General features: G+C 58.9%; 15 protein-coding genes and 1 pseudogene. 12 read left to right on the forward strand and 4 right to left on the reverse strand.

Annotation, left to right across the window (positions count from 1 at the left end):
- Window positions 1-11 precede the first annotated feature (11 nt).
- Both AAGF34_RS23915 and AAGF34_RS23920 read left to right on the forward strand, forming a co-directional pair.
- A complete protein-coding gene (locus AAGF34_RS23915; RefSeq protein WP_342618208.1) occupies window positions 12-605 on the forward strand; it encodes a hypothetical protein in 594 nt (197 codons plus the stop codon).
- A 203-nt stretch (window positions 606-808) separates the two neighbouring features.
- A complete protein-coding gene (locus tag AAGF34_RS23920; RefSeq protein ID WP_342618209.1) occupies window positions 809-1,945 on the forward strand; it encodes a branched-chain amino acid ABC transporter substrate-binding protein in 1,137 nt (378 codons plus the stop codon).
- Between the two features lie 48 nt (window positions 1,946-1,993).
- On the opposite strand, the gene AAGF34_RS23925 is transcribed toward AAGF34_RS23920, so the two are convergent.
- Window positions 1,994-3,088, reverse strand: coding sequence for a DUF2157 domain-containing protein (locus AAGF34_RS23925; RefSeq protein WP_342618210.1), 1,095 nt, complete (start codon window positions 3,086-3,088; stop codon window positions 1,994-1,996).
- Window positions 3,089-3,125: 37 nt separating this feature from the next.
- Here AAGF34_RS23925 and AAGF34_RS23930 point away from each other — a divergent pair, with 37 nt between their 5' ends.
- The 7 genes and pseudogenes from AAGF34_RS23930 (at window position 3,126) to AAGF34_RS23960 (ending at window position 9,006) form a co-directional block, all read left to right on the forward strand.
- Window positions 3,126-4,979, forward strand: a complete 1,854-nt coding sequence (locus tag AAGF34_RS23930; RefSeq protein ID WP_342618211.1) for a glutamine--tRNA ligase/YqeY domain fusion protein — start codon at window positions 3,126-3,128, stop codon at window positions 4,977-4,979.
- A 36-nt stretch (window positions 4,980-5,015) separates the two neighbouring features.
- Entirely contained in the window at window positions 5,016-7,142 is a 2,127-nt protein-coding gene (locus tag AAGF34_RS23935; protein WP_342618212.1) for a PHD finger domain-containing protein, read from the forward strand.
- Window positions 7,143-7,172: 30 nt separating this feature from the next.
- Window positions 7,173-7,718, forward strand: coding sequence for a DUF924 family protein (locus tag AAGF34_RS23940; RefSeq protein ID WP_342618213.1), 546 nt, complete (start codon window positions 7,173-7,175; stop codon window positions 7,716-7,718).
- Window positions 7,719-7,755: 37 nt separating this feature from the next.
- Window positions 7,756-8,046 carry a nucleotidyltransferase family protein gene (locus AAGF34_RS23945; RefSeq protein ID WP_342618214.1) on the forward strand — a complete coding sequence of 97 codons (291 nt, stop codon included), beginning with the start codon at window positions 7,756-7,758 and terminating at the stop codon, window positions 8,044-8,046.
- The gene (locus tag AAGF34_RS23950) at window positions 8,043-8,390 is read left to right on the forward strand and encodes a DUF86 domain-containing protein (RefSeq protein ID WP_342618215.1); all 348 of its coding nucleotides are present in this window, start codon (window positions 8,043-8,045) and stop codon (window positions 8,388-8,390) included. The genes AAGF34_RS23945 and AAGF34_RS23950 overlap by 4 nt, the downstream gene beginning before the upstream one ends.
- A 21-nt stretch (window positions 8,391-8,411) precedes the next feature.
- Window positions 8,412-8,660: pseudogene (locus AAGF34_RS23955) on the forward strand (DUF924 family protein); the annotation flags it as partial.
- Window positions 8,661-8,697: 37 nt separating this feature from the next.
- On the forward strand, window positions 8,698-9,006 hold the full coding sequence (locus AAGF34_RS23960) for a nucleotidyltransferase domain-containing protein (RefSeq protein WP_342618216.1): 309 nt from the start codon (window positions 8,698-8,700) through the stop codon (window positions 9,004-9,006).
- A 194-nt stretch (window positions 9,007-9,200) separates the two neighbouring features.
- On the opposite strand, the gene AAGF34_RS23965 is transcribed toward AAGF34_RS23960, so the two are convergent.
- Window positions 9,201-10,616 (reverse strand): aldehyde dehydrogenase family protein, encoded by a 1,416-nt coding sequence (locus AAGF34_RS23965; protein WP_342618217.1) that lies wholly within the window; start codon window positions 10,614-10,616, stop codon window positions 9,201-9,203.
- A 120-nt stretch (window positions 10,617-10,736) separates the two neighbouring features.
- On the opposite strand from AAGF34_RS23965, the gene AAGF34_RS23970 reads away from it, so the two are divergent.
- Window positions 10,737-11,651 (forward strand): LysR family transcriptional regulator, encoded by a 915-nt coding sequence (locus tag AAGF34_RS23970; RefSeq protein WP_342618218.1) that lies wholly within the window; start codon window positions 10,737-10,739, stop codon window positions 11,649-11,651.
- Window positions 11,652-11,687: 36 nt separating this feature from the next.
- Window positions 11,688-12,329 carry a uridine kinase gene (udk, locus tag AAGF34_RS23975; RefSeq protein ID WP_342618219.1) on the forward strand — a complete coding sequence of 214 codons (642 nt, stop codon included), beginning with the start codon at window positions 11,688-11,690 and terminating at the stop codon, window positions 12,327-12,329.
- Window positions 12,330-12,349: 20 nt separating this feature from the next.
- Here the strand turns inward: udk and AAGF34_RS23980 are convergent, their stop codons facing one another.
- Window positions 12,350-13,060 carry a DnaJ domain-containing protein gene (locus tag AAGF34_RS23980; RefSeq protein ID WP_342618220.1) on the reverse strand — a complete coding sequence of 237 codons (711 nt, stop codon included), beginning with the start codon at window positions 13,058-13,060 and terminating at the stop codon, window positions 12,350-12,352.
- A gap of 269 nt (window positions 13,061-13,329) precedes the next feature.
- Here AAGF34_RS23980 and AAGF34_RS23985 point away from each other — a divergent pair, with 269 nt between their 5' ends.
- Window positions 13,330-15,102 carry a phospholipase D-like domain-containing protein gene (locus AAGF34_RS23985; RefSeq protein WP_342618221.1) on the forward strand — a complete coding sequence of 591 codons (1,773 nt, stop codon included), beginning with the start codon at window positions 13,330-13,332 and terminating at the stop codon, window positions 15,100-15,102.
- Here AAGF34_RS23985 and AAGF34_RS23990 read toward each other — a convergent pair.
- Window positions 15,070-16,011, reverse strand: a complete 942-nt coding sequence (locus tag AAGF34_RS23990; RefSeq protein WP_342618222.1) for a M14 family metallocarboxypeptidase — start codon at window positions 16,009-16,011, stop codon at window positions 15,070-15,072. The two genes, AAGF34_RS23985 and AAGF34_RS23990, sit on opposite strands and share 33 nt — an antisense overlap.
- Window positions 16,012-16,080: the final 69 nt, after the last annotated feature.

The following is a 16,080-nucleotide window of genomic DNA, read 5'->3' on the forward strand; positions in this document are numbered from 1 at the left end:
GAGGTTTTCGCATGACGATCCGCTACACCAACGTAACCAACATCCTGCCCGAAACCAAGCTGCGTCTGTACCCCACCAAGGTCATCAACATCATTGGCGGGCCCGGCAGTGACAAGTCCATGTTTGCCGCAGCCATCGTGCTGTATCTGTATCAGCGTGGAAAGACGGTGGAGATCATTCCCGACCATGCCAAGGGTCTGGTCTGGCAGCAGAACTTCGAGGTGCTGAAGAACCAGTACTTCATTGCGCAACGCCAGTTCGACATGATCAACCTGATCGACGGACAGGTGCAGTTCCTCATCACCGAAGGCTCGCTGCCCCAGGTCCTGTTCTACAACGAGACCTATGAACCCAACATCTGCGACGTGGCCAAGACCCGCGCGCAGATCCTGGAGTGGTACGGCATGTACGACAACATCAACGTCCTGGTGGAGCGCGGCGACAAGCGCTATATGCGCGCCGGCCGCTTTCAGGAAGAGGAGCAGGCGCGTGCCATTGACCGTGGTCTGCGCGAGTTGCTGGACCGCGAAAAAATTCCCTACACCGTGCTGCCACCGCAGATTGAAGCCATCAACGCGTTCACTGCGTCGCTGATTCAACAATAAGTCACTGATGTTGATCAAGTGGCATGCAAATTGCCTACACTCCCCACTTTACGGAGTGGATTAGCTGCTGCTTATACTGAGCGCCTAGGGTTTAGCTTAAGCAAAAGCCCTATACCCAACCGTAAAAAGGTGGGTTAAGTTCCCCTCCCGTGGAAACTTAATTCACGTTTTTGTTTAACTTTAAAAACTGGAGTTTGAAACTCATGAAGATGAAAACCGTAGCTGTTGCCGTGCTCGCCATTACCGCTGGCGTCGCGTTCGCACAATCCGTGGTGACCATTGCCCACGTAGGTCCCACCAGTGGCGCTATCGCCCACCTGGGTAAGGACAACGAAAACGGCGCCATCATGGCCGTTGAAGAACTCAATGCAGCCGGTGTCACCATCGGTGGTCAAAAAGTTACCATCAAGCTGCTGACTGAAGACGATGCTGCAGACCCCAAGCAAGGTACTGCCGTTGCACAGAAGCTGGCTGATGCCAAGGTTTCCGGCGTGATCGGTCACCTGAACTCCGGTACTTCCATCCCCGCATCCAAGATCTACAGCGATGCAGGCATTCCCCAGATCTCCCCCTCCGCCACCAACCCCAAGTACACACGCCAAGGTTTCAAGACCACATTCCGCGTTGTGGCTGATGACACCCAACTGGGTGGCACTCTGGGCCGTTACGCTGTGAACACCCTCAAGGGCCAGTCCATTGCCGTGATCGACGACCGTACTGCTTACGGCCAAGGCGTTGCTGAAGAGTTCAGCAAGGCAGTTGTGGCTTCCGGCGGCAAAGTGGTTGCCAAGGAGTACACCACCGACAAGGCTACCGACTTCAACGCCATCCTGACCTCCATCAAGGGCAAGAAGCCTGACGTGGTGTTCTTCGGTGGTATGGACGCCGTTGCCGGCCCCATGCTGCGCCAGATGAAGTCCCTGGGCATTGCTGCCAAGTTCATGGGTGGTGACGGCATCTGCTCCACCGACCTGATCAAGCTGGCTGGCGACTCCATCGCTGACAACCAAGTCTATTGCGCCGAAGCCGGCGGTGTGGAAAAGGGCAGCAAGTACGCAGCCGCCAAGGATGCCTTCGACAAGAAGTTCAAGGCCAAGTTCAACGCTGACGTGCAGATCTACGCTCCCTACGTGTATGACGCTACCAAGCTGATGGTTGCAGCCATGGTCAAGGCCGGTTCTTCCGACCCAGCCAAGTACCTGCCCGCACTGGCAGCCACCAAGTACGAAGGCGTGACCGGCCCCATCTCCTTTGACGAAAAGGGCGACATCAAGGGCGGAGCTCTGACCCTGAAGACTGTCAAGGGCGGCAAGCTCGAAGAACTGGCTGTGATCCGCTAATCAGCGGCTCCCCAAAGAAAAGCGCACTTCGGTGCGCTTTTTTTGTGCCTAACGCACCGGCGAAAAGCGCTGCAGCCGTGCGTGGATGGCGGCCTCATGCCGCTGCCACCACACGCCCAGCCACACAAAGCCCAGCCCCAAGAGCGTGAGCGCAAACGGAAACAGCAGGCTGTCCTGAAACACCCGGTGAGAGAGGTAGCCCAGATACCCCGCCACACCAAACGCCCCCAGCACGGTAAACACCCGCCGGCCAATGACCGCGCCACCAAAGATCAGCGCCAGGTTGATCAGGCAGTACGCCAGCTTGCCCCACTCGTTATCGGAGTCACGCAGGCTCAGACCACCCCAGAACATGATGGCGCCATACAGATAGAGCCAGAAGGCAAAGTCCTGCCGCGCGTCTGCATCCTGCGAGCGGCGGCTGCGCACGTCCACCCACATGGCCAGCGCGCAGGTGGCAATGCCAAACAGCAGCGACACATCGCGGGTGAACGTCCAGTCAAAGCCATCCTTTTGCATGAGGCCGTTGGCCACGTCCATGCTCATGTACCAGACCGTCACCGCCAGCGGCATCACCATGAACGGCAGCCGGTAGCGCCACAGCATCACTGCCCCCGCCGCCAGCGTGGCGAACTCCAGCGTCAGCCAGCGCCAGTTGACGTGCATGTGATAGGCCGAGAAGCGCGCGTCCCCACCGGGCGGCCACAGTCCGGCCAGGCTCTGGGCGCACCACACGATCAGCGGCACCAGCACCACGGCCAGCGTGGCCAACAGGCCCGCGGGCACATGCAGGCTGCGCGCCTTGAAATGGTCCGCCACCTTCAGGCAGGCCACCAGATAGGCCAAGGCAATGGCCAGCAGACCACCCGCGCCCATCTGCTCAAAGCCCAGCGTCATGAACAGTGACATGGCGCCTATGGCCACCATGCCGCCAAAGTAATACAGCACATTGGTAAAGCCAAACGTGGGGCCGCTGCGGTAGCCGCCCAGCGCGGCGGGCGTGGTCACGGCGTTTGCATCGTCGGGTGCGGACCAGCGTTGCCAGAGTGCGTCGGCCTGTGCTTTGGTGATCAGCCCGTCATGGGCTGCGGCCTGCAGGTCGTGCTGCGTTAGGGCTATGCGTGAAGGGGATGTGTGTGCCATGAGGCCATCTTATAAGCCCACGTCTAAAATCAGAAGCATGAGCACTCCCCCCTCCAACGCCAAGCCAGCCGCCGCTGCGGCACCTGAAGCCGTCAAACCGAGCAACTTTCTGCGCCAGATCATCGAGTCCGATCTGGAAAAAGGCACCTACGCCACCCGCCGCTGGGCTGGCAGCCCCGGCGATGCAGCCCACCAGGCCGCGGGCCAGCCCGACCCCGCCAAGATACGCACCCGCTTTCCGCCCGAGCCCAATGGCTACCTGCACATCGGCCACGCCAAGAGCATCTGCCTGAACTTCGGCCTGGCGCGCGACTACGGCGGCGTGTGCCACCTGCGCTTTGACGACACCAACCCCGAGAAGGAAGACACCGAGTACGTCAACAGCATCATCGACTCGGTCAAGTGGCTGGGCTATGACTGGAGCCAGCCGGGCAACGATGCGCCGTACCAGGCCAGCGACTACTTCGACTTCATGTACCGCGCAGCCGAGTACCTGATCGAAGCCGGCCACGCTTACGTGGACGAACAGACCGCTGAAGAAATGCGCGTCAACCGCGGCGACTTCAGCAAGCCCGGCGTGGACAGCCCATTCCGTGCCCGCACGCCTGACGAGAACCTGGCGCGCTTTCGCGAGATGCGCGACGGCCAGCATGAAGACGGCTCCATGGTGCTGCGCGCCAAGATCGACATGGCCAGCCCCAACATCAACATGCGCGACCCGGCCATCTACCGCATACGCCGCGCCACCCACCACAACACGGGCGACAAATGGTGCATCTACCCCATGTACACCTTTGCGCACCCCATCGAGGACGCACTGGAGCAGATCACCCACAGCATCTGCACGCTGGAGTTTGAAGACCAGCGCCCTTTCTACGACTGGCTGATGGAGCGCCTGTGCGAAGGCGGCCTGCTCAGCAGCCCGCCACCGCATCAGTACGAGTTTGCCCGCCTGAACCTCACCTACGTGATCACCAGCAAGCGCAAACTCGCCGCCCTGGTGTACGACCACAAGGTCAACGGCTGGGACGACCCGCGCATGCCAACCATCGTCGGCCTGCGTCGCCGCGGCTACACACCCGAGAGCCTGCAGCTCTTTGCCGAGCGCATCGGCGTGACCAAGAGCGACAGCTGGATCGACTACAGCACCCTGGAAGGCTGCCTGCGCGAAGACCTGGAAACCAAGGCCTACCGCGGCTTTGCCGTGCTCAACCCGGTCAAACTGGTGCTGACCAACTGGGACGAAGTCATGGGCGCCGGCCACCTGGAGCCCTGCACCCAGCCTTCCCTGCCCCACCCGCCCGAGGGAGTTACCGCACCCACGCGCCACTTCACCATCGGCAAGGAAGTGTGGATCGAGCGCGAAGACTTTGAAGAAGTGCCACCCAAGGGCTACAAGCGGCTGACCCCGCCGAAAGTGAACGCGGACGGCACTACGTCCGCGGGTGCGATCGTGCGCCTGAAGGGCGGCTACGTGATCGAATGCACCGGCTGCGCCAAAGACGCCGCAGGCGCCATCACCGAAGTCCACGCCAAGGTCATCCCCGACACCAAGAGTGGCACCCCCGGCGCCGACAGCGTCAAGGCCAAGGCCGCCATCACCTGGGTCGGCGTGGCCGACGGCGTAAGCGCCGAAGTGCGCATGTACGACCGCCTGTTCAGCGACGCCCAGCCCGACGCGGGCGGCAAAGACTTCCTCGAAAGCCTGAACCCCAACAGCCTGAAGGTCATCACCGCCATCGTGGAACCCTCACTGGCCAACGCCGCGCCGGACCAGAAGTTCCAGTTTGAGCGGCACGGGTATTTTGTGGCGGACCGGGTGGACCATGTGACGGGAACCAAGCCGGTGTTTAATTTGGCGGTGGGGTTGAAGGATAGTTGGGGGAAGTAGATAGTCGGGGAAGTAAGAATATAAATTGGGGGATGCATGGACAAGGTATTGTTTGCCAAAGTTGCAGAGTCTCTGCGGCAGTATCGAAGAGCAGAACTTCTTGATTTCGAAGATGATGTTGGCGAAAAGCCGGTCGATATTCTTTACGTTGATCCCCTGCCGGATAGCTCAGTACTCAACTCAGTACTATCTGGGAATACGACATTCGTCTTGGGTCGCAAGGGAACTGGCAAGAGCACATTGTTTGCAAAAGCTCAAAGCATTTTGCGAGAACGTGACAAGACATTGTCCGTCTACCTAGATGTGAAGACCCTGCATGAAGTAGTTGCGGCTGCGGAGCAGCCCTCATTCAATTCTTTGGATAAGGGTATAGATCCGGTAATTACTCGAAGCCATCTGCTTCGCAAAGAAGCGCTTGGCCATGTTATTTCAGAACTTCTCAAGGAAATCGGAGCTGCTTGTGAACGCATGTCAATCGTTCAAAGATGGCTCGGAAAAAGACGAAAGTATGAGGACTTGAAACTTGCACTACAGGCGCTGGCGGATAGAATCAAAAAAACACCGCTCAAATCAGATGAGCTTCCGATACTTGCCAAGATTGATGGAAATATTAAGCGCAAGGCGGCGAAGGAAAGAGGCACTGGCATCAACGATAAAGTTGGGGGAGTAGTCTCAGATACTTCAATAAGTTTCAACGCTGAAGTTGCCTCCACCGCATTCGAAAAAAGCTTGGAAGATCAAGAACTCTATGAAGAGTATTCCGATGTTGTTTTGAAGTCTTTTCCGTTTTACGAAATTATTCGAGATATTCGCGAATTGCTTGAGGAAGCACAACTTCAAAGGGTTGTCATATTTTTTGATGACTTTTCTGAATTGAAATTAGTCGATCAGAAACTCTTTGTGGATGTGGTTCTTTCTCCGTTAAACAACGCATCGAACGAAGCGATAAAACTCAAAGTAGCTGGTTACCCGGGAAGGGTCTACTACGGGCGGATTGATCCCGGAAAAGTTGACACCATTACGTTGGACTTCGTTGATTTATATGAAACTACCGAAGTGCAAGAGATGGAGCGTTCGGCAATTGATTACACCCACCGCTTGCTAACTGCTCGCTTCAAGGCATTTGGAGTTGAAGCAAGTGACTATTTTGAAGTGGATAGTAATTTTGCTTTTGAACAATATGCGGAGCTGCTATTCCAATGCTCCTTCAATGTTCCTCGAATAGTTGGTCATTTACTACACTACTGTTACTTGGACCGCATTTCTAAAGGGCAAAAAATCACCGCGCAATCAATTCGATTGGCATCTCAAAAATATTACGAACAAACAGTTTCTCAATATTTTGATCGGATGAATCGATTTGCATTAGAGCCTTTTGAAAACAAGCTAGATCGTGACAATCAGAAAAAGCTTCTCGATTTCCTGATTTCGGAGACCAGGAGGATACGGCGGGGGATCAACGAAGGGACGATTGGTGGCACGTATTTCTCTTCATTGAGAAATGCACCGACAAGTCACTTCATCGTTGATCCCGAACTAGAGGGAGCACTAGCGTCCTTGGAGTCGAATTTTCTTCTCTCCCGATACAAGAAAATTAGAGACAAGAATGGGCAGCCAGCGCTCGTCTTCGCACTGTTCTACGGTCTCTGTGAATCAGAGCGCGTTACTTGGGGCTATCCTCCAGGGCGAGAGTTTCGCAATTACTTTGTGCAACGGTGCTTTGAATTTACCAGGGCACTGACTACGTTCTTGTCGACTCGCCAAACAATTCGATGTTCTCAATGCGGTTCGTCATACGGGCTGGACAAGAAAGAGATGTTCGAAACTTTCAAGTGGTCTTGTCCAGAATGTCGTGGTTCGGGAACTTGCAAGATCTTCTCATTGGCAGATGATTTCCGCAAAGAGGTCGCAGCCTTAGATACAAAGTTAATGCTTGAACCAATAGAACTCCGAATTCTGGAGTGTCTGGAAGATGAGAGTAGGCCGATGCGCGCTGGGGAAATTGCGCCTCTTATCGATGCAACCCATCAACTCGTTGGGAGGCGCACAAGCAAACTCAACGAACAGGGGTTGGTTGAAAAGAAAAAGGACGTCACTGGACATTCAATTAGTACTATGACTGAAAGAGCTAGGGCCACATATTTTCCCGACGCAGTCTCTTAACAGTCCGTGGCACAACCACAAGAAAATTGGATGTCACTTGCCCCCCACCCCATCCTCCACTTTTGGTTCGAAGAGCTAACCCCCAAGCAGCAATTCACCAAAGACGCCGCGCTGGACGAAACCATCCGCACCCGCTTCGGCGCCACGCTGGAGTCCGCTGCGCGGTGTGAGCTGTTTGGCTGGCGGGCCACGCCCGAGGGGCGGCTGGCGGAGATCATTGTGTTGGACCAGTTCTCGCGCAATGTGTACCGCGACACACCGCGTGCCTTTGCGCAGGACGCGCTGGCGCTGGTGCTGGCGCAAGAGTTGGTGGCCAGTGGGCAGGACCGCAGCCTGCCAGAAGCGCAGCGCGTGTTTGCCTACATGCCCTACATGCACAGCGAGTCCGCGCTGGTGCATGCGCAAGCCGTCGCGCTGTTTTCGCAGCCGGGCATGGAAGACAACCTGCGCTTCGAGCTGCTGCACAAGTCCATCATCGAGCGCTTTGGCCGCTACCCGCACCGCAACGCCATTCTGGGGCGCAGCTCCAGCCCCGAGGAGCTGGAGTTTCTGAGCGGGCCGGGGTCTTCGTTCTAGGTTTCCGCCTGAGGTGGGCTCCGTTAAACTCCGGCCCATGCGCCCTTCCCTAGCTCTCACCCAACACCGTGATGCAATTTGCCTTGCAGCGGCACGCTATCGCGTGGCAAATCCTCGGGTGTTTGGCTCTGCCATGCGTGGCGATGATCATGAAGGCAGTGATCTGGATTTGCTGGTTGACCCGCTGCCCGGCACCACACTGCTGGATTTGGGCGGCTTGCAAGACGAACTGCAAGAGTTGTTGGGGGTGTCTGTCGACGTGCTCACGCTCAAAGACCTCCCGGTCAGATTCCGCGACGTCGTCTTTCAAGAAGCCAAGCCCATATGACTGTGAGCAGGTTGGCGGACTATCTGGATCACATGCGCCAGGCCATCGCAGATGCGCAGTCTTTCACCGAAGGCATGGTTCTAGTGGATTTCCTGGAAGACAAGCGTACCCAGCAAGCCGTGGTCATGAGTCTCATTGTTCTTGGAGAGGCTGCAACCAAGATCATGGATCAGCACCCAGCTTTTGCCGAGCAGCACAAGCACATTCCTTGGCGCAGCATGCGGGGCATGCGCAACCGCATTGCCCATGGCTACTTCGAAATCAACCTTGAGGTGGTTTGGGATACGGTTCAATCGGCGTTGCCTGCTTTGAAAAGTCAGCTGGAGGCGTTGCCATCGCTTTGATGGCCAAGCTTCCGGCAGGGCCGCAGCTTGCCCCTGGCGCAGCGCGTGTTTGCCTACATGCCCTACATGCACAGCGAGTCCGCGCTTGTGCATGCAGAGGCCGTTGCGTTGTTTTCGCAGCCGGGCATGGAAGACAACCTGCGCTTTGAGCTGCTGCACAAGTCCATCATCGAGCGCTTTGGCCGCTACCCGCACCGCAACGCCATTCTGGGGCGCAGCTCCGGCCCCGAGGAGCTGGAGTTTCTGAGCGGGCCGGGGTCTTCGTTCTAGGTTTCTGTCTGGGGCATGCTCCGTTAAACTCCGGCCCATGCACCCCACCATCGCCCAACACCGCTCCGGTATTTCCGCCATCTGTCAGCGCTACGGTATCCAGCGCCTGGAGGTGTTTGGCTCGGCTGCTCGGGCAGATGACTTTGACCCTGCAACCAGTGATGCTGACTTTCTGGTGGTTTTTGCACCGGATGCGCAACCTGGGCTTGAGTCCATTTACGGTGCCAAAGCCGACCTGGAAGCCCTGCTGGGCCGTGGCGTTGACTTGGTCGAACCGGATTGCGTACGAAACCCCTACGTACTGGCTGGTATCAATAGCAGCCGCGAAGCGATCTATGCAGCGTGACCCGCGCGCATTCCAGACCTGCCCCAAATCGTGGCGTTTCGCAATCAGCTGATACATGGCTATGCCACGGTAAACGTAAGTACCGTGTAGAACATAGCCCGCAATGCACTGCCTTCACTGCTTGAAGCGGTCCAGTCGTTGCTGGACGAGCTCGCGTAGGAGCTGGAGTTTCTGAGCGGGCCGGGGTCTTCGTTCTAGGCGATCACCGACTTAGGTTCCAGGTAAGCCTCCAGGCCGAACGCTCCGAACTCGCGCCCAATACCCGACTGTTTGAACCCGCCGAACGGTGCCAATGGCTCGTGGTGCAGCCCGTTGATCAGGACGCGGCCTGCGCGCAGTTGTGCGCCCACCGCACGGGCATGTTCGTCGCTGCCCGATAGGACGATGGCCTGAAGGCCGTAGTCGGTGTCGTTGGCGATGGCGATGGCGTCTTCCTCGTTACGGTAGGTAATGATGCAAAGCACCGGCCCGAAGATTTCTTCGCGTGCGATGCGCATGTCGTTGCGCACGTGGGCAAATAGCGTGGGGCGCACGTAAAAGCCTGCGTGGATGCCGGCAGGCAGGCCTTCGCCGCCGGTGATCAGCTGAGCACCTTCGGCAACTCCGACCCGGATGTAGCTTTGCACCCGCTCCCACTGTTTGCGGCTGACCATGGGGCCAATCTGGGTCTGGGGATCTTTGGGTTCGCCCACTTGGGTGCGCTCCACCGCCGCACGGGCGAGTGCGATGGCTTCATCCAGCCGATGCTCCGGCACCAGAATGCGCGTGCCGGCAATGCAGGCCTGCCCGCTGTTCTGGAAGCCTGCGGTGACGGCCAGCGGCAAGGCGGTGGCAAAGTCGGCATCGTCCAGGATCACGGTGGGTGACTTGCCACCCAGCTCCAGCGTGACGCGCTTGAGCGTATCGGCCCCGGCGCGCTGGATGGTTTTGCCCACGGCCGTGCTCCCGGTGAAAGAGATTTTGGCGATGTCGGGGTGGCGGCTGAGTTCAGCGCCGACCACGTCGCCCCGGCCATTGACGATGTTGAACAACCCTGGTGGCAGGCCGGCGCTGTGCAAGGCTTCGGTCACGACCTGCGTCTGGATGGCGCTCATCTCGCTGGGCTTGATGACCACGGTGCAACCGGCGGCAAGTGCCGTGGCCAGTTTGTTGCAGATGAAGCCCGCATTGGAGTTCCAGGGAGTGATGAGGCCCGCTACGCCCACGGGCTCCATCACCACTTGGGCGCTGCCGATTTGGCGGGTCAATGAATAGTCCTGCAGCGTCTGCGCCGCCAGCAGGAAGGACTTGGCGGCATAGGCGCCCACCCAGGCAGCGCGGGATACGGGGCCGCCGTATTCCTCCGTGGTGGCCGCGTTGATGTCGTCTGCGCGGGCCAGCACCGCGTCGTGCAGGCGATGGAGCAGCGCAATGCGCTCGGCCTTGCTGGTGCGTGCGTAGGCCGGCCAGGCCTGCTTGGCCGCGGCAATGGCACGCAGCGTGTCTTCGCGGTCGCCCAGGCGGACATGGCCGATGACAGCTTCGGTTGCGGGGTTGATGAGTTCCGCCGTTTCGTGCCCGTGCGGGGTCACGAAAGCGCCGTTGATGTAAATGATGTCGATGTTTCGCATGATGGGTGTCCTGTGGGTTGTTGGGTAAAAACAAGCTGGTTTGGAATGTAGGACGCGACCATTGACTTGAGAAGTAGGCAAAATCATCATGATTCATCGCATATTTCAGGACAATCGAACATGAACAGCAGCGGACTTGTGGAACTGGAGGCGGTGCTGGCGGTGGCCAGACACGGCGGCTTCAGGGCGGCAGCAGCCACCATGGGCATGTCGCGCTCCGCCTTGAGCGCAACGGTGGCCGGGCTGGAGGCCAGGCTGGGCGTGCGGCTGTTCAACCGCACCACACGCAGCGTGTCTGTCACCGAGGCGGGCGAGCAGTTCATCGCACGCATTGCGCCCGCTGTGGCTGACATAGGTGCTGCGATGGAGGCCGTCAACGCGCAGCGGGACACGCCCAGCGGAAACCTGCGAATCAACACGTCTGTGGGTGCCGCTCAATTGATTTTTGGGCCCATCGTTCTGAAGTACTTGCAGCGCTATCCGGACGTGAAGGTCGACATCGTGACGGAGCGACGGCTGGTGGACATCGTGGCCGAAGGATTTGACACTGGCATTCGCCTGGCCGAGATGGTGCCGCGTGACATGGTGGCCGTGCCCTTTGGCGGCGAGCAGCGGATGGTGGTGGTTGCCGCGCCGGAGTATCTGAAATCCAACCCCGCGCCCCAGGTGCCTGGCGATTTGATGGCACACCGCTGCGTGCGCTGGCGTTTTTCCAGCGGCAACATCTACCGATGGGAATTCGCGCGCCACGGCGAGACCTTGACGCTGGACCCGCCGGGCCCCATCACCCTGGACGAGCCCTTGCTGATGCTGGAGGCCGCGCGCGCAGGCGTGGGGATTGCCTACATGGGCATGTTCCATGTGGCCGACGATCTGGCCAGCGGTCGTCTGGTTGCGCTTCTGGATGAGTGGACGCCGAGTTACCCCGGCATTTGCCTCTATTACCCCAGCAGGCGGCAAATGCCAGCGGCGCTGCGCGCGTTTGTTGACCTGATCCATGAGGCAGCACCTCAGCGCCAACACCCCGGCTTGTAAAATTGGAGCCTTCGCCAGCCGACATACAAGAACCATATGCCCCACTCCCCTACCAAACCTTTCGTGATCGGCGTCGCCGGGGGCAGCGGCAGCGGCAAATCGACGGTCACGCGCGAGGTGCTGGCTTCCATCGGGTCAGAGATGGCAGCGGTGGTGATGCAGGACGACTACTACCTCGACCAGACCCACATGACGCCGGAAGTCCGGCGCAAGACCAATTACGACCACCCGGACGCCTTCGACTGGCCGCTGATGATGCAGCAGGTGCAGGCGCTGCGTCGCGGCGAAGCGATTGAAATGCCGGAGTACGACTTCTCGCTGCACAACCGTTCGGTCAAGACGATTACAGTCAAGCCCGCTCCCGTGATCGTGATCGAAGGCCTGTTTGCGCTGTTCAATGCCGATCTGCGCAAAATGATGTCGCTCAAGATTTTTGTGGACACCGCTGCCGACGTGCGCTTCATCCGCCGCCTGCAACGTGACATTGCCGAGCGCGGCCGCAGCACCGAGGACGTAATCACGCAGTACCTGGAAACCGTGCGCCCCATGCACAAGCAGTTCATAGAGCCCACCAAGCGCCACGCCGATGTGATCCTGCCGCACGGCGCCAACGGGCCTGCGGTGGACATCATCACCACCAAGGTGGTGTCGCTGATTCGCGATCTGGACCGCGGCTGATCACGCGCCTGCGGACGAGATCAGCAGTTGGGTCTTCCCGTATTGATGATGCACAGGTTTCTGATCGCCCGTTGATCTGCAGCGGCACGTTGGGCTGCAGCGTTGGCGGCTTGCTGCCTTTCATTTGCAGCAGCGGCCTTATCCTGCCTATCGCGCGAATCCCTGACATATTGCTGCGCGGCCTCCACTATCTGAGCCCTCTGGGCGACCTGGGAACTCTCGGTCCGCAGCTGCTGTTCGTTTCTGGCAGCCAGCGCGTTGGCGGCATCTCTCTTGGCCTGTGCATCGGCGGCGTCGCGTTCGGCCTTGGCTGCCTTCTCAGCCTCTTCCTTCTTCAGGGCAAGTTCCTGCGCTTCTTTTGCTTCCCTGGTCTTGCGCGCTTCCTCGTGTTGATGGGACACGAATCCCCAGGTCATGAGGATGGCAATACACATCAGCACCATGAACTTGAGAAGAAAGTTGGAACCCGTTGAAGCTGCCGTTGCGGGCTCTACAACGCGAATGACTTTGGGAGAGACATAGCCCGTTATTTTTCTGTCGTGTGCCTGTCGGGAGTCGGGATCTGACAACACCTTGTAGGCATCCTTGACTTCGTCAAGGCGGGCAAACAAGGAGGGGTCGGCGGCCAGTTTTTCCTTGCTGAAATAGCCCAAAGCTTTTTGATAGGCCTCTTGGATATCTTCGAGGCGGGCGTTGCCCGGCACACCCAGTGTCACATACGCTGATTTCATTGGCGATCACTTCCCTGATTTATTTTTTTCCAACGCACTGGCACATTGTTTGTGGGAAATTGTATTCCACACAAAACAAAACGAAGTTAGTCATTCGCACGGCCTTATCCAACATATGCAAAGCCAGACCTAGGTAATTAATGGACCGCCGTTCGCACGGCGATATGGCAGCGTGATGACAAGCCGCAGCTAAATCGCAGGGGCTTTCACCTATGTAATTTCTCCAACCTTTGCCTATCAATAAGGGGATACGACAAAGGGAGGAAACCATGTCTGACGCGTGCCTGGCATTAGCCAACAATGACATTGCCTATATCTTCTGGCAACTCAAGCAAAAGATTCCCGGCTGCCTAGGCTTTGCGGTGCACCGCATAGCTGCCGATGGCAGCAGCACCGCGTTGCCGGCCTTTGTAGGCTTTGAGCCGGGCGTCCCCGGCCAGCCACGCCAGCGCAAGACAACCGATGAGTGGCCGGTGCAGAGCTTCCAGTGGAAGGATGTGTTTGCCGCGCCAGGGACCTACAGCTATCGCGTGGTGCCCATGATGGGTCCGGACGTTCATGCGCTGGTGGCACACCCTACCATTGCCCTGGAGTCCAACCAGGCGACCATCGGCGGGGACTATGGCGATGTGGCAGCGTATTTCAATGTGGGACTGATCTCCACCCAGGAAGTGACGCGGCAAATTCATTCGATGGTTGCGAACGGCACTTACGGAAATATCACGGACGCACTGAAGGGCGAAATTGCCAAACAGAACAGCCCCGTTCGCAAATTGCTCAGTGGCGATGTGCTGAACAAAGGGTTGCTGTCGCTCTTGACCAAGGCAAAGGCCAAGGGCGGCTTTTGCAATCTGGCGCTCTACGAGTTGACCGACAGTGAACTGATCAAGGCCATCAAGACACTGGCCGCCAAGGATCGCCTGGCCCTGTGTCTTTCCAACGCAGACACCACGGAAGAATACAAGGACGATCAAGGCGTCAAGCACACGCGCAAGGTGCAGGATGGCACCAACGCTGACACCCGCAAAGCGTTGCACAAGGCGGGCGTGAACGTGACAGACCGCTTTGTGCCCTCCAGCTCCATTGGCCACAACAAGTTTGTGGTGTGGTCCAGTGACAAGGGGCCGCAAGAGGTGCTGACCGGCAGCACCAACTGGACGCCTACCGGCCTGTGCTCGCAGACCAACAACGCGCTGATCATCCGCAACAGCGCCGTGGCGCAGGGCTACAAGGACTACTGGGACTGGCTGGTGTACGACGCCAGCCTGCAGCCCGCGCAGGGCAAGGACTTGCGTGCCTGGTGTGGCGGCGGCTCCGTGGATGCATCCCTGTCACAAGGTGAAGTGCATGTCTGGTTCTCACCCAACACAGCGGCAAAAACCAAGAACGCCAACCAGACACCGCCCGACCTTGCCGAAGTGTTTGCGCTGATCCAGGGTGCGCAACACGGGGTTCTGTTTCTGGCATTCAACGCGGGCGCGCCCAGCTTCATTGAGCAGGTGCATGACAAGGCGGTGCAGATGGAGAACGATGGCAAGCCCTTCTATGTGCGCGGTGCCGTGACCGACCCAGCGCCGCTGGGGCAGTTTGCCACTTTCATCACCAAGCGCAGCGCCACCGTAGCACCTGACGTGCTGGTGTCGGGCGTGGGTGGCATACCGGACGACTTCGGCTACTGGGAAAAGGAGATGTACAAGCTGGGCCACGCCGTGATCCACGACAAGATCATCGTCATAGACCCGTTCAGCCCCGACTGCGTGGTCGTCACCGGCAGCCACAACCTGGGCTTCAAGGCGAGTTACCAGAACGATGAAAAACTGGTCATCGTGCGCGGCCACCAGCGCCTGGCCCAAGCCTATGCAGCCCACGTGCTGGACGTGACCAACCACTTCTCATGGCGCTACAAACTGTCGCAACTGCAGCACGACAACAAGCTGGACCAGGCCTGGGGCGACCTGAGCGAAAAAGACACCTGGCAGGACAAATATTTTGACCATGCCAGCGATGCCTCACGTGACGGTTTTTTCTTTCTTGGCGCTTGACACCACAAACTCCAGCCCCGCACACACCGCAGCCACTTGCGCGGCAATGCATTGCTCCGGCGTGGCGCGCGGGCTGTCGGGGTAGACCTCGGTGGTGGTGGTGAAGCGTGCACCGGTGATGCAGGTGCACAGGCCCAGCGCCTGCAGCTCGTACTGGATGACGCCATGCGCTTCCAGCGGCGTGCCGATGATGCCGCCTTGCGCATCGGCTGGCGCGATGTGCGTGACGCGCTCCACCGCTTCGATGATGGCCTGCTGGAACGCAGGCTGCGGGTTCTGTGCGTCGTCCACCAAGTAGAAGCCATCAGGGATGGTGGCGGGCTCGAAGGGCTTGCCGTCGCGCGCGGCCACTGCCGGGCGGTACTCGGACTCGTCGGTATCGGTGGTTTCGTGCAGGTCGATGTGGGCGGCAAACTGGCCGCGCAATGGCGCGATCAGCCGCATCAAGGCGGCGGACTCCTGCGCCGGGCTGCCTTCGCGGAACGAGCGGTTGGGGTCCACCGCGTCAAAGTTCCAGCGCTGGATGCGCTCGTACGCCCAAGGGCTCACGCAGGGCGCCACCAGCAGGTTCACACGGCTGGCGAAGTCCGCCGCATGCGCATCCACAAAACGCAGCGCGCCATGCACACCGCTGGTCTCGTAGCCATGCACACCGCCGGTCACCAGCACCGTGGGCAGGTTCGGCTGCCAATTGCGGGTGCGAATGGCCTGCAAGGGAAAGCGCTCCTCGCCATACACTACCTCGCCATAGGCCTGCACATCAAAGCGCCCACGCAAGGCCTCAACCGCCTGCAGCACGTCGTCCGCATAGCTGCGCTGGCGTACCTGGCGCGCGCGCCACTGGGTCAGCTCATCAGGACCCCAGGGCTGGCCGGGTGCGCCTATGGGGTAGAAGTGGGAGGTAGTCATGGGTTGTCTTGTGCAGGAGAAAAGTGTGCCGAGGACCGGGCATTATCGTTGTGGGCAATGGCATGCCCT

This window comes from Rhodoferax sp. GW822-FHT02A01, from assembly GCF_038784515.1.
Classification (GTDB): domain Bacteria; phylum Pseudomonadota; class Gammaproteobacteria; order Burkholderiales; family Burkholderiaceae_C; genus Allorhodoferax.

Excerpts from the sequence above, each read along its gene's own strand:
- AAGF34_RS23960 (WP_342618216.1), top strand. The coding sequence starts at position 8,698 with ATGCACCCCACCATCGCCCAACACCGCTCCGGTATTTCCGCCATCTGT.
- AAGF34_RS23980 (WP_342618220.1), bottom strand. The coding sequence starts at position 13,060 with ATGAAATCAGCGTATGTGACACTGGGTGTGCCGGGCAACGCCCGCCTC.
- udk (WP_342618219.1), top strand. The coding sequence starts at position 11,688 with ATGCCCCACTCCCCTACCAAACCTTTCGTGATCGGCGTCGCCGGGGGC.
- AAGF34_RS23985 (WP_342618221.1), top strand. The coding sequence starts at position 13,330 with ATGTCTGACGCGTGCCTGGCATTAGCCAACAATGACATTGCCTATATC.
- AAGF34_RS23915 (WP_342618208.1), top strand. The coding sequence starts at position 12 with ATGACGATCCGCTACACCAACGTAACCAACATCCTGCCCGAAACCAAG.
- AAGF34_RS23990 (WP_342618222.1), bottom strand. The coding sequence starts at position 16,011 with ATGACTACCTCCCACTTCTACCCCATAGGCGCACCCGGCCAGCCCTGG.
- AAGF34_RS23950 (WP_342618215.1), top strand. The coding sequence starts at position 8,043 with ATGACTGTGAGCAGGTTGGCGGACTATCTGGATCACATGCGCCAGGCC.
- AAGF34_RS23925 (WP_342618210.1), bottom strand. The coding sequence starts at position 3,088 with ATGGCACACACATCCCCTTCACGCATAGCCCTAACGCAGCACGACCTG.
- AAGF34_RS23940 (WP_342618213.1), top strand. The coding sequence starts at position 7,173 with ATGTCACTTGCCCCCCACCCCATCCTCCACTTTTGGTTCGAAGAGCTA.
- AAGF34_RS23935 (WP_342618212.1), top strand. The coding sequence starts at position 5,016 with ATGGACAAGGTATTGTTTGCCAAAGTTGCAGAGTCTCTGCGGCAGTAT.
- AAGF34_RS23930 (WP_342618211.1), top strand. The coding sequence starts at position 3,126 with ATGAGCACTCCCCCCTCCAACGCCAAGCCAGCCGCCGCTGCGGCACCT.
- AAGF34_RS23920 (WP_342618209.1), top strand. The coding sequence starts at position 809 with ATGAAGATGAAAACCGTAGCTGTTGCCGTGCTCGCCATTACCGCTGGC.
- AAGF34_RS23970 (WP_342618218.1), top strand. The coding sequence starts at position 10,737 with ATGAACAGCAGCGGACTTGTGGAACTGGAGGCGGTGCTGGCGGTGGCC.
- AAGF34_RS23965 (WP_342618217.1), bottom strand. The coding sequence starts at position 10,616 with ATGCGAAACATCGACATCATTTACATCAACGGCGCTTTCGTGACCCCG.
- AAGF34_RS23945 (WP_342618214.1), top strand. The coding sequence starts at position 7,756 with ATGCGCCCTTCCCTAGCTCTCACCCAACACCGTGATGCAATTTGCCTT.